Origin of the sequence: Peptostreptococcus faecalis, from assembly GCF_900240845.1 — a bacterium.
In the GTDB taxonomy this organism is placed as follows: Bacteria; Bacillota; Clostridia; order Peptostreptococcales; family Peptostreptococcaceae; genus Peptostreptococcus; species Peptostreptococcus faecalis.
In genome coordinates this window covers 38,819-49,868 of the sequence record NZ_OERU01000007.1, presented here as the reverse complement: position 1 = coordinate 49,868, position 11,050 = coordinate 38,819, and the positions used below count along the sequence as shown (strand labels likewise).

Genomic DNA, 11,050 nt, shown 5'->3' with positions numbered 1-11,050 from the left:
CTTTTGATTTTCCAGTTTTCAATATAGAAAGATTTGTGCTGCTTATCCCTACTGCTTCAGATAAATCTTTTAAGCTCTTCTTTCTTTTTGCTAACATTACATCTAAATTTACTATAATTGACATTTTATTCCTCTCTTTAAATTATGGACTTGTTCTCTTCATCAAGATTTTTAATTTCGCTAAACAAAGTAGGTAATATCAAAAAGACTAAATATATAAAAAGATATACAAATATCATTAAACTAAATGCATTACTTCTCATATTACCCATCCTAATCACCCCACCTGTTAAATTAAAAAAAATAGCTTCTGATATTGTCATAATTAAAAATATATTAGCAATTATTTTTGGTTCCTTCATTTCTTTTTCTAAAAAAAATCCTTGTTCCATTTTTCTCAACATCCTTAGCAAAAAAAATATAGAAAATGTCCACAGCAGAATTATTACATCTGGATATAATAAGCTTATCACTTCCTTTTTAATTCCGATTTCTAACATCATAGATAAAACCCACACAATATTTGATACATTTATTAATATTAAAAAAAACAGCGTTATCATAAAGATAACCTTAACAGCTTTGTATTTCTTTGAATTCATTTACATCCCCCCTGTTTTTATTATATTATCATATTTATGTATTTAAGTAAATATATTATTTAACAAATATAAAATATTATGTTTTACATAATATTTTATATTTGTTAAATAATATTGGAAGTAAGTATTTTTACATAAAAACAGACCCTTTAAAGATTTCTGTAGGAGTAAATTTTTATATTAAAAAAACACCTACATTAACAGCGGTGAGGTAAGAAAACATTAAATCTGAAAGTCGGTATGGCATTTATGCTATGCCGACTTTCGCTATTCTATTGTTGTTTTTAGCTTGCTCAATGGCCTTTCCAAAATCAAAAGCACCGATAAAGTTGTAGACAATCTCAATTTCCTGTACTTTGGTGATGGTATCACTAGCTCTGCGTCCTCGTTGGCCGGAAGTTTTAGAAATAAGAATTTTGTCAACAAACTCATTTAAGATTGTTGCGTCAAGTTCTGTAAAATCCGTGTACTTGTTCGCTATTGCCATAAAACTTTTAACATTGGTTTTGCATTTCTCTTGCTGCTTGACTTCTTCACGCAACACTTTAGCCGTTGATTTCAAATTATCCTGTTCAAGCTCATAATCACGGGAGAGCTTAATAAAGCGCTCGTCGGTCAGCTTGCCAGATATGTTGTCCTCATAAATGCGTTTGAAAATTACATCCAGTTCGATAATTCGCTTTTCAGCTTGTGCAAGAGCGTCCTTTTTTTGCATTAGCACCTTGTCACGTGTACGCATATCAGTTTCCGCTGCCTCACGAATGAAGTCGTCCTTATACTGCGTTACATACGAAATCGCTTCACGCAAGTTCTGTAATACGACCTCTGTGAGCGGCATGGTGCGGATCGAATGAGTATTGTTGCAAATGGTGCGGTCTTTGCGATAGGTGGAGCAGAGATAATATTCCTGCTCAGGCTTAAAATAGTTTGTCCTACACTGATACATGGTAGCACCGCAATCAGCACAAAACAGCAGCCCAGAGAACATACCCATTTCACCCATCTTATTAGGGCGACACCTTGATTGCCGTATATTCTGAACAATCAGGAAAACACTTTCATCAATAATCGGTTCTTGTGTATTCTCGAAGATTGCCCATTCCGATGGATCATTGAATATCTTCTTTTTGCTTTTATAAGACTGCTTTTTGGTACGGAAGTTGACCGTATGCCCCAAATACTCAACGCGCTCCAACATACGAGATACCGTTTCATTTGTCCACTTGTACGGATTAGCCTTGGGTTTGTTGGTGGTGGGAAGTTCGTGTGCATGACAATATGCAGAGGGATTGGGGACACTGTTTGTTTGTAGCCATTTAGCAATCTGCGTCGGCCCCAATCCATCAATACATAGTGAGAATACCTTTTGCACGATGGCGGCGGCCTCTGGGTCTACGATCCACTTCTTTTTGTCCTCTGGGTCTTTACGGTATCCATAAGGAGGAATTGAAGTCAGACGTTCGCCAGATTTTCCTTTTGACTGCCATGTAGCACGGATTTTCTTTGAAGTATCGCGAGCGTACATTTCATTGAACACATTGCGAATGGCCGTAAACTCGTTGTCACCGCGTGTGCTGTCCACGCCATCATTAACGGCTACGAAGTGAACGCCAAAATCGGGAAATAGAATATCCGTATACATACCAACTTGTAGATAGTCACGTCCGAAACGCGACATATCCTTAACAATAACGCGGCTTATTTTGCCAGCCTTTACGTCTGCAAGCATTTCTTGAAAGCCAGGACGGTTGAAGTTTGTACCACTGTACCCATCATCTTCATAATGACGAATACCAGAATATCCACGATCACGACAATACCGCTCTAAAATTTTCTTTTGATTGGCGATACTGTTACTTTCGCCCTCTTGTCCATCCTCTTGTGAAAGACGTTCATACAGGGCAGTTATGCCCTCGGACACTTCCTCTTTGGGTTGGTTCTGCACATAGAATTGAAGCACGGTTTTGTTGATAGCCTCACGGGTAGCCTCCCCCAATGGGGCGCCGCCTTTGATCGGCTGAAATGGAACAACCGTGTTTATCGGTGTTTGATTGTCAAGGTAAAGAGCGTTATTAGGCGCTGTTTTTGTTACTTGCTTGTTCATGTTTGCCTCCTATTCCGGTAAACAAGCAGCGTAACGGTATGTATATATTATACCGCTCAGTTCGCTACCTGTCAGCCTCAACAGGAAATCACACATCATTATTTTGTGTTTTTTGCTTTCCTATATCATTTCGTATCAGGCGGCGTATCTTTGTTGCCGCGTCCTCAGTTGCAGCCTCTTTTACAGAAGCCTTAACAATATATTTTGTATCCCCTACAATGTACTCTCGTACAATAGGGGAATTTTCTTCTTGTTTTGTTTGCATAGAAAAATACCCCTTTCATTTAACAGTGTAAAATGAAAATAGGCATAAACGGACGGCTGTTGGTACAGCTCCACGGGAATTTCACCCCTACGACGGTCTGCCGGAACCCTACCCATTGCCTGTGACGCTTTGAACGCTCGGACTATGGCGATAAGGGAGTATCATTGTCCTGCCTGTATGTCCTCGCCCACGGATCACCACATCCGCTTTACAGTCCTAGTTTGATCGCTCGCTCCTAAGAGGTCATGGCGCACCGGCTGCAAGGCTCGATACAGACAGAATGTATCCGTATGCCTGTTATACTGCGTCGCCGTTATCTTGCGAGGCTTTCTTTGTCAAGGAGCAAAATCAAGGTGTGCTGTTGAGAAACGGAAAGGGGAGGAAACTCTTCACAATAGTTTTATTCCACCTTGAAGGTCAGGACAGCCCGCATGAGCTTTGATTGCAGCCGTTCCCTAAAATCCTCGTCTATGCCCCAATAGGTATTGCCACTTTCATCACGGATTTTCTGCATAGAGAGGTAGGCTATGTAGCTTTGGTAGTGCTGCACTACAATCTTCATGGCATCCGGGTCGCCTTTTGTTGCGGCTACGATGACCGGAAAAGGCAGCAAGCCGCGTTCGTCATTGCTACTACCATTCATCCCATTCATCTGCGCGTTCCTCCAAATATTGTTTCAGTAGCCGGAAAGAGCTTGTCCGCCGATACTGTACGGTACTTCTCGGTATCTTCATTTCTTCCGCGATCTCCACATCAGACATACCAAAGAAGTAATACAGCAGTACGGCTTGCCGCTTCTCCTCCGGCAGCGTGTGCAGAGCGTCAGCAAGCAGCTTTGTGGAAATCTTCAGGCCGCCCGCACAAAAGGTTTCTTCTTTATCAGGGCTATCAAAATACTTGTCCACGGTATAAAGTTGGCTTTCCTCATGCGGTGTCAGTTCTGAAAAATTCACTTCGCGCCGGCTGCGCCGTTTTCGTTCACGGAGGGCGTCTTTGAGTTCGTTGCGTAACACTTGCTTGCAGTACGCATTGAACTCACAGCGGATTTTCCACTCGAAACGTTCAGGGTTCATGTTTTCACCCCCTTTCGTCCCAGGGGGCTGGTTATTAGGTTTATCCCCTTTCGCAAACCCTCCACGACAGGGTTTGGGGTATGCCAAAAGGAAGCCCGAAAAAGTTTGAGAAAGATTTTCAGGCGCAAAAAAGCCCGACTGAATATAAGTCAGCCGGGCAGCTTTCCATATATTTCCTACATGATGAACTGAGAACGTAAATCGGTGGGTATAAGTATCCCATTCGTGATAAGGGCTTTTTTTGACAGTCTACCTGGTGGTAAAGGAGCATAATAGAAAATGAACATGGCGATACCTCCCCGGATACCGCCATGTCCTTCAAAAAGGGCGACTTTAATACACCCTCCGCAAGTCCAATTTTTGAAAAGGAAAACGGCGGCTTTGATTATTCAAAATGAAAAAAGCCGATAATCGTGAGGTTACTCACAATTACCGGCTCTGCGTCTTAACGTCTTAGTGTCCCTGCGTCTTAGCGTCTGGCTCTGTAATAGGCGTTATATTCAATTTTGATACATTAATAAGAGTTTCTTTTTTGCACTTCGGGCAGAACAGCGGAAAATTCTCAAGTTTAGTGTCGTCCCGCATTTTAACTCTCGTTTTATTTTGGCATACAGGACATAGTATCCATTCTTCGTTATTTTGCATAGGCACTTAATCCTTTCGCAATCAAATACTTATTCTGTAATCCACTCAATGGGATTGCCCGCTTCCATTGTTCCGGGGCCAACAGGTGTTATTTCTCCTGTTTCCGGGTTGGTAGGCTGGTCAATGTAGTACAAATAACCGTTCTTTCCATATCTTCCGAGTTTGGTTTGGTCGTAGTATTCGCTATCCATGCAAATATTGACGGCCCTTACTGCAATCGCCACTTCTTTACTTCCCTCGAAAAGCTCCTGTTCCCATAAGTATTCACATTCTATATTCAAAAAACACTCTTTAATTTGTGGTGCATTGACCTTTGCTGCTTTCTCTGCCGTAAGCCCCGAAGCGGTGATCTCATCTATTTCAAACTGATTATTACTAATGGTTTTAACACATCGGTCATAAATATCGTTTGAGGGAAAATTCAGCACGCATACTTTCGTTTCTTTCAAGGATTGATACATATGCCCGTCTTTATTGACTTTTCCCAATATACAGATAAAGTTTTCTAATCCACTTCCCATAAAGCTAGACCAAGAGTGCAGACAAGCGTTTTCCTTGCCGTTAGATTTCCAGCCTGTAACGACGAATACCAACGATGGCATGGCTGTAACAAAATCATACCAAGACAAGTTGCCGCAAAATGCTACGTATTGCTCAATATCATATCCAGCAAGTTTCTCTGGTCTATCAAAAATTGAAACCTCTTTTTTCATAACAAAATCCCCCTTTAGTTTTTAGATAGTTTTAGAGTAGCAGAAGCAATACGACACCTGTATGTCGTATCATTTATATTGAGCCAACATATTTTTTGCATTTTGGCAAACTCTATCGACTAAATCAAGTGGTTCTATGACCTTTACGGCATCGCCATAACTTAGTATCCATTGTAGTAAGTGGTTACGGTTTGTGAAAACATTTTCAAATAACAACTTGCCAGATTGGTTATCGAATGTTACACATTCGGGACCATATTCATCAATCAGTCTATATTTTACACTCATGTCAAAAAGAGCTACCAGTTTAATATCATCACGCCAAATATACTGGTCAAAATCAAGCTCTTTCTCTGAAATAAATCTTTCCTCATAACTTGTTTTTAGATTTTGCAATCCACTTAGACGATTCAATTTGAAAAGTCTAAAATCTTGTTGGGTAAGACAGTATCCATAAACATACCATGCGAGCCACCTAAACATAATAAAATAAGGCTCAATAATACGTTCGCTTTCTCCCTTTTCAGAATAATATTGAAATGAAATTAGTTCTCGATTGCTAATGGCCTGCTTTATCACATCAATTTTTTCAGTTACACTCACTTGATAAAATGAAGATAAATGAATAATAACTCTATTGTGGTCGGATAGGATAGCACTCTTTTCATTACCGAGTTTTTCCATAAGACTTTGAGAATAAGTATATTTTGAAATGCTATCTATACTCTTGAGTCCCATAAAAATTGCACTCAATTCATTTTGTGTCAGTAATGTTTTATCAATTTTATAACCTTCTGCAATGGAAAGCCCCCCGCCATATCCTTGCATGGACACAATAGGGATACCAGCTTTACATATATTATCAATATCTCGCTGGATAGTCCTTTGTGAAACCTCAAATCGCTCTGCTAATTGTGATGTTGTTGCTTTTTCCTTTTGCAAAAGGATTGTAATGATACCGATTAGACGGTCTATTTTCATATGTTCACCTCAATAACGATTGCTTTCTTTTTCAATCTCCTTTTGTGTCTTTGTACCGCCCATCTTTGGGCTTCTCTGCGTCTTTGGGGATCATCCACATACGGCTAAAACGCACAACACCAGGGATACGGTTTTCCTCACAGAGCTTTTGTATGCGCCGTTCGGATATGCCCCACTTTTTCGCAACGTCCCCAACAGAAATATAATCCATATTTTCAGCGCCCTTTCGTTTTGCTGCATGATATAATTATATACGGACGGGCGAATAATAACAAGAAATACTTTTTGAACTATTTACGGAAACTAATTGAAATACACCCTCATTTATGGATTTCAAAGTGAACTGTAAACTAAAGGAGGGTGAACTATTTATGGAAACGACGACTGAACAATTTGACTTTCGCGCATTAGGAAAAGCAATAAAGGAAGCAAGGGAAGCTAAAGGATGGACCAGAGAACAGGTGGCCAGTATGATAGGATACACGGCCCGTTATCTGGTAGACATTGAAAACGAAGGCCAGCCCCCAAGTCTCCAAGTGCTTTATGCGCTCGTTACCCTTTTTGACATATCGGTGGATCAATTCTTTTTCCCGAAAAAGAAAGCTGAAAAAGATACACCGCGCAGGCAGCTTGAAAGCCTGCTCGACGGTATGGATAACAAGGATTTAACAATTATGACCGCTACTGCAAAAGGGATACTGGAAGTCAAAACAGAGAGATAAGCCTCTCACAAACAACTGAATATTGAAGAAAACGACGCTATGAAACCTTTACGGTTTATAGCGTTTTTTCTTTGCTTAGTATGTTGGCATTTATCTTTTTCTTTCGTGGAAGAAAGGGAAAGGGAGTGTACCAGCAAGCATAGCAAGTGAGTACCCACTTGCGAATTTTCCTCTTTTCAGGCCCCGTTGCCCGAAAAGGAAAAATACTTGTTGGGAGTTTCCCAAACCCTTATAGAACGGAGGAACGCTATGCCAAGTCGAAAGCGAAATATACAACTGAAAATATGGGTGTCTGAGGAAGAAAAGAAGCTCATTGATGAAAAGATGAAACAACTGCCGACTCAACGGTATGGGGCTTACCTTCGCAAGATGGCGATTGACGGATACATCATCTACATAGACACCAAGGACATAAAGGAAATGACTGCCCAGCTCTCGGCCATTGGGCGCAATATTAACCAGATCGCCAAGCGGATCAACGCCGGCGGCCCCACCTATCAAGCGGATCTTGAGGAAATACGGGAAAGGCAGGAGGAGATATGGCAATTACAAAGATCCATCCTATTAAGACAACGCTAAACAAAGCCATTGCCTATATCTGCAATCCCGACAAAACGGATGAACGCCTTTTAATTTCCTCTTATGGTTGCTCGGCAGAAACAGCAGACATTGAGTATTCCTTTACCCGTCGCCACGCCATAGACAAGGGCGACAACTTAGGGCACCACCTTATCCAAGCCTTTGATCCTGGCGAAACCACGCCGGAACAGGCTCACGAAATCGGTATGCAGCTTGCGAAAGAAACATTGGGCGGCAAGTACGAGTTTGTACTTACCACCCACATTGATAAAGGGCACATCCATAACCACATCATTTTTAATTCAGTCAGCTTTGTTGACTATCGTAAATACCATTCCAACAACCAAAGCTATTATCACATCCGCCGTGTTAGTGACCGACTCTGCAAGGAACACGGGCTATCGGTCATTATCCCTGGCAAGGACAAAGGCAAAAGCTACATTGAGCATACAGCTACCAAAGCGGGAAACAGTTACAAGGCGAAACTAAAAGCTGCCGTGGATAAGCTCATCCCCCAAACCTCCACCTTTGAAGAACTATTAAAGCGCTTAGAGGCCGAAAGTTACGAAATCAAACGCGGCAAATACATTTCCTGCAGAGCAAACGGACAGGAGCGATTTACCCGTCTGAAAACATTGGGCGTCGATTATACAGAGGAGGCAATCACTGCTCGGATCGCCGGAAGTCCCCGCCCATCAAGACGGCCAAAGCAAACAGATAAGCGGATCAATCTGCTTATTGACATTCAGAATAACATCAAGGCACAGGAAAGCGCAGGCTTTAGTCATTGGGCGAAAATCAACAACCTCAAACAAGCGGCCAAGACAATGAACTTCCTCACGGAACATGGCATTACCCAATATGAACAGTTGGAGGATAAGACCGCTGAAACGCTTGCTGCACAGGACAAGCTACTATCTGCTATCAAGTCCACCGAACAGCAAATCAGCGACTTAGGACTTCTCATAAAGCATACGGCGAACTATCGGGAGTTAAAGCCTTTGTATGATAGATATAAAAAGTCGAACGACAAGGAAAAATTCTTGCGTGGGCAAGAGGGAAAAATCATTCTCTTTGAAGCGGCCGCCAAAGCATTGAAGCAAATGGATGTAAAACACTTGCCAAATATTTCGGAGTTGAAAAAAGAGTTGGCTACTGCCAAAGCCACAAAAGAAACCCTTTATACAGACTATTTGAAAATCAAATCCGAGGCAAAGGAATTGGATACGGTGAAGCGAAATGTGGATAGTTTGCTCTCTGCTCCGACACAGGAGGATAAGGCTCGCAGTGAGGAACGAGAATAAAAAACGCTGGGCGAAATCGCAAAATGAATGTATAATGGGTTCAAGAAAGGTGCGTGCAGCATATGACGGAAAGCGAAATTATAAAGGACTTTTTGAAGAAAACCGTATTGACCTTTGCGGTTGTATTTGTACTGTATTGGTTTTTTATATCCCTTTGCACCAAGAATGGTGAAACAGATTATTTTCTGCTATGGATACTGTGTGGTATTCCCTTTGGGATTAGGCGAATGTTCATGTGGCTGATCCCGCACAATTATGATTTAGGTGGAACGGTTGGTATTTGGGCGCTTAACTTTATTGTGGGAGGTATCATAGGCGGGTTCATTCTGATATGGAGAATAGCCGTTGCAATTTACTACATACCGCTTACCATTGTTCGATTTATCAGCGCAAGTAAAGCACCGATAGAATAAAGACAAAAAAATAAGGAGCGTACCCACCGGAAATATTCCATTGGATACGCCCCCTCTTTTTATAGCTTTATATGTCGATCAGTGGTAAAATTGGCCAAGGAGGAGGGATAGTATGCTTACACAACAAACTTTTCATAAAATATTAAATTACCTTGATAAGCAGTATTGGAGCGGCAAAACAGATGAAACGAACTGGAATTATTATGGATTAGTTTTTGATTATCATTTTGACAGCTCTATACTTTCGGTGGATTATTTAGATATCAATGATTTTTTTGACCTTAACGGAAGTTTCACTTTTGTTGAGGATAAATATTTATCTGAACAATATGCGGATCTGCCTGAAACCAAATATCTTTTGCTCATTCAAAACATGCTAAACATTTTACACCATTCAAAAATTGATATTGAGCAAAATGAACATATAATTACCACTCTCATAAATGTACTCAAAAGAGAAAATGTAAAAGTTGTTATTCCTGATATGGGCGATATTATAGTAATGCCTGATGATATTTTGGATTCCGGTTCATATTGTAATATTGTTCGTATGCAAGATGGTCTCTTGCGTAAGGAATTGAAAGCGGTATACAAAGAGGATGAAAAATTACAAAAACGCATGAAATATGAATTTGAAAACATGCAAAAATTAACTGGCTGTCCTCAAATATTGAATGTGTTTGACTTTGACAACGAAGGACATTCATATCTTATGGAGCAAGCTGATATGAATTTGGCTGCGTATCTAACTTCCGAAATTGAATTATCGTTTGATGAAAAAATAAAGATTATTATGGATATCCTTAAAGGTATGGATTATGCTCATAAGAACTCAATTATTCACCGAGATTTGCACTTGGGTAATATCTTGAAAATAGGAAATGACTTTGTAATATGTGATTTTGGATTGAGCAAACATACTTCTCTTATTAGAAGTATGAAAACATCTTATACCGAGAAAAACAATCATATATTTGTTGACCCTTTAGCAGTAAATGATTTTAGGAATCTGGATCATAAAAGTGATATATATTCTGTTGGAAAAATGATTGATTATATCCTTACATATAATGCGGCAAACTCGAATCACGCTCTTAAAACTATCGTTGAACGTTGTATTTGCAGGGATAAAGCATTGCGTTACGATTCTATCGAACAAATTCTTGTGGATATTGAAATTGCACTAAAACATCAAGATAAGGAACAGGACATAAGCGATACTATCAATAAAATCCTAAATAGTCAGTATGATACTAAAGTGCATGAATATATAGTTGACTTGGTACAATCAGATAAACTTTGCAAATTTATTGTCACCCACAGATTGTCAAATTTTTGGGAATTGGTTTTGCATTTTGAAAGTGTATATCAGCTAAAAATCTTACAGTCCATATCAGGAGGATATTCCGAAGCGACTGGGTATGGTGGCTGGGGCAATTATGATATATTCGCTTCGATTGCATATAATCTTTGCCTAACGCTGGAAGATTTACAGCCTAAACAAATTGCACATCAAATCTTGGAGGAATGTGCAGGTATCAGATATCAGGCCAAGAATTTGCTTGACCGTCTACCAGACTAAAAAATAAGGGAGCGCACCCACTGGAAATATTCCAATGGATACGCTCCCTTTTGTTAATGTAACAAAT

Annotated in this window: 15 protein-coding genes; 5 read left to right on the top strand and 10 right to left on the bottom strand. The window is 40.2% G+C overall.

Annotated elements, in window-relative coordinates; all coding sequences use genetic code 11:
* From C0982_RS08625 to C0982_RS08580, 10 genes are all read right to left on the bottom strand, one after another.
* Positions 1–124: helix-turn-helix domain-containing protein (locus C0982_RS08625; RefSeq protein WP_180946920.1), on the bottom strand; the 124-nt coding region annotated here is incomplete at its 3' end.
* A 13-nt stretch (positions 125–137) separates the two neighbouring features.
* Complete coding sequence (locus C0982_RS08620) at positions 138–602, bottom strand: hypothetical protein (protein WP_101773823.1); 465 nt, start codon at positions 600–602, stop codon at positions 138–140.
* Positions 603–849: 247 nt separating this feature from the next.
* Positions 850–2,706 (bottom strand): recombinase family protein, encoded by a 1,857-nt coding sequence (locus C0982_RS08615; RefSeq protein ID WP_101773822.1) that lies wholly within the window; start codon positions 2,704–2,706, stop codon positions 850–852.
* A gap of 88 nt (positions 2,707–2,794) precedes the next feature.
* Complete coding sequence (locus tag C0982_RS08610) at positions 2,795–2,971, bottom strand: transposon-encoded TnpW family protein (protein WP_101773821.1); 177 nt, start codon at positions 2,969–2,971, stop codon at positions 2,795–2,797.
* 400 nt (positions 2,972–3,371) lie between these two features.
* Positions 3,372–3,623 carry a helix-turn-helix domain-containing protein gene (locus tag C0982_RS08605; protein ID WP_101773820.1) on the bottom strand — a complete coding sequence of 84 codons (252 nt, stop codon included), beginning with the start codon at positions 3,621–3,623 and terminating at the stop codon, positions 3,372–3,374.
* Complete coding sequence (locus C0982_RS08600; RefSeq protein ID WP_101773819.1) at positions 3,604–4,044, bottom strand: RNA polymerase sigma factor; 441 nt, start codon at positions 4,042–4,044, stop codon at positions 3,604–3,606. The genes C0982_RS08605 and C0982_RS08600 overlap by 20 nt, the downstream gene beginning before the upstream one ends.
* 453 nt (positions 4,045–4,497) lie before the next feature.
* Positions 4,498–4,689: a cysteine-rich KTR domain-containing protein gene (locus C0982_RS08595; protein WP_101773818.1), complete on the bottom strand. Its 192-nt coding sequence runs from the start codon at positions 4,687–4,689 to the stop codon at positions 4,498–4,500.
* Positions 4,690–4,718: 29 nt separating this feature from the next.
* Positions 4,719–5,402 (bottom strand): flavin reductase family protein, encoded by a 684-nt coding sequence (locus C0982_RS08590; RefSeq protein ID WP_101773817.1) that lies wholly within the window; start codon positions 5,400–5,402, stop codon positions 4,719–4,721.
* A 69-nt stretch (positions 5,403–5,471) separates the two neighbouring features.
* Positions 5,472–6,383: a helix-turn-helix transcriptional regulator gene (locus tag C0982_RS08585; RefSeq protein ID WP_101773816.1), complete on the bottom strand. Its 912-nt coding sequence runs from the start codon at positions 6,381–6,383 to the stop codon at positions 5,472–5,474.
* 31 nt (positions 6,384–6,414) lie between these two features.
* A complete protein-coding gene (locus C0982_RS08580) occupies positions 6,415–6,594 on the bottom strand; it encodes a helix-turn-helix domain-containing protein (protein WP_101773815.1) in 180 nt (59 codons plus the stop codon).
* Positions 6,595–6,754: 160 nt separating this feature from the next.
* On the opposite strand from C0982_RS08580, the gene C0982_RS08575 reads away from it, so the two are divergent.
* The 5 genes from C0982_RS08575 (at position 6,755) to C0982_RS08555 (ending at position 10,983) form a co-directional block, all read left to right on the top strand.
* Positions 6,755–7,105, top strand: a complete 351-nt coding sequence (locus C0982_RS08575; protein ID WP_101773814.1) for a helix-turn-helix transcriptional regulator — start codon at positions 6,755–6,757, stop codon at positions 7,103–7,105.
* Positions 7,106–7,354: 249 nt separating this feature from the next.
* Positions 7,355–7,684 carry a plasmid mobilization protein gene (locus tag C0982_RS08570; RefSeq protein ID WP_101773813.1) on the top strand — a complete coding sequence of 110 codons (330 nt, stop codon included), beginning with the start codon at positions 7,355–7,357 and terminating at the stop codon, positions 7,682–7,684.
* Positions 7,645–8,988: a relaxase/mobilization nuclease domain-containing protein gene (locus tag C0982_RS08565; protein ID WP_101773812.1), complete on the top strand. Its 1,344-nt coding sequence runs from the start codon at positions 7,645–7,647 to the stop codon at positions 8,986–8,988. The genes C0982_RS08570 and C0982_RS08565 overlap by 40 nt, the downstream gene beginning before the upstream one ends.
* A 62-nt stretch (positions 8,989–9,050) precedes the next feature.
* Positions 9,051–9,401 carry a DUF6050 family protein gene (locus C0982_RS08560; RefSeq protein WP_101773811.1) on the top strand — a complete coding sequence of 117 codons (351 nt, stop codon included), beginning with the start codon at positions 9,051–9,053 and terminating at the stop codon, positions 9,399–9,401.
* A 112-nt stretch (positions 9,402–9,513) separates the two neighbouring features.
* Positions 9,514–10,983, top strand: coding sequence for a protein kinase domain-containing protein (locus C0982_RS08555; RefSeq protein WP_101773810.1), 1,470 nt, complete (start codon positions 9,514–9,516; stop codon positions 10,981–10,983).
* The last annotated feature ends 67 nt before the right edge of the window (positions 10,984–11,050 follow it).

Coding starts and splice junctions, on each gene's coding strand:
- C0982_RS08620 (WP_101773823.1), bottom strand. CDS start 602: ATGAATTCAAAGAAATACAAAGCTGTTAAGGTTATCTTTATGATAACG.
- C0982_RS08615 (WP_101773822.1), bottom strand. CDS start 2,706: ATGAACAAGCAAGTAACAAAAACAGCGCCTAATAACGCTCTTTACCTT.
- C0982_RS08610 (WP_101773821.1), bottom strand. CDS start 2,971: ATGCAAACAAAACAAGAAGAAAATTCCCCTATTGTACGAGAGTACATT.
- C0982_RS08605 (WP_101773820.1), bottom strand. CDS start 3,623: ATGAATGGGATGAATGGTAGTAGCAATGACGAACGCGGCTTGCTGCCT.
- C0982_RS08600 (WP_101773819.1), bottom strand. CDS start 4,044: ATGAACCCTGAACGTTTCGAGTGGAAAATCCGCTGTGAGTTCAATGCG.
- C0982_RS08595 (WP_101773818.1), bottom strand. CDS start 4,689: ATGCAAAATAACGAAGAATGGATACTATGTCCTGTATGCCAAAATAAA.
- C0982_RS08590 (WP_101773817.1), bottom strand. CDS start 5,402: ATGAAAAAAGAGGTTTCAATTTTTGATAGACCAGAGAAACTTGCTGGA.
- C0982_RS08585 (WP_101773816.1), bottom strand. CDS start 6,383: ATGAAAATAGACCGTCTAATCGGTATCATTACAATCCTTTTGCAAAAG.
- C0982_RS08580 (WP_101773815.1), bottom strand. CDS start 6,594: ATGGATTATATTTCTGTTGGGGACGTTGCGAAAAAGTGGGGCATATCC.
- C0982_RS08575 (WP_101773814.1), top strand. CDS start 6,755: ATGGAAACGACGACTGAACAATTTGACTTTCGCGCATTAGGAAAAGCA.
- C0982_RS08570 (WP_101773813.1), top strand. CDS start 7,355: ATGCCAAGTCGAAAGCGAAATATACAACTGAAAATATGGGTGTCTGAG.
- C0982_RS08565 (WP_101773812.1), top strand. CDS start 7,645: ATGGCAATTACAAAGATCCATCCTATTAAGACAACGCTAAACAAAGCC.
- C0982_RS08560 (WP_101773811.1), top strand. CDS start 9,051: ATGACGGAAAGCGAAATTATAAAGGACTTTTTGAAGAAAACCGTATTG.
- C0982_RS08555 (WP_101773810.1), top strand. CDS start 9,514: ATGCTTACACAACAAACTTTTCATAAAATATTAAATTACCTTGATAAG.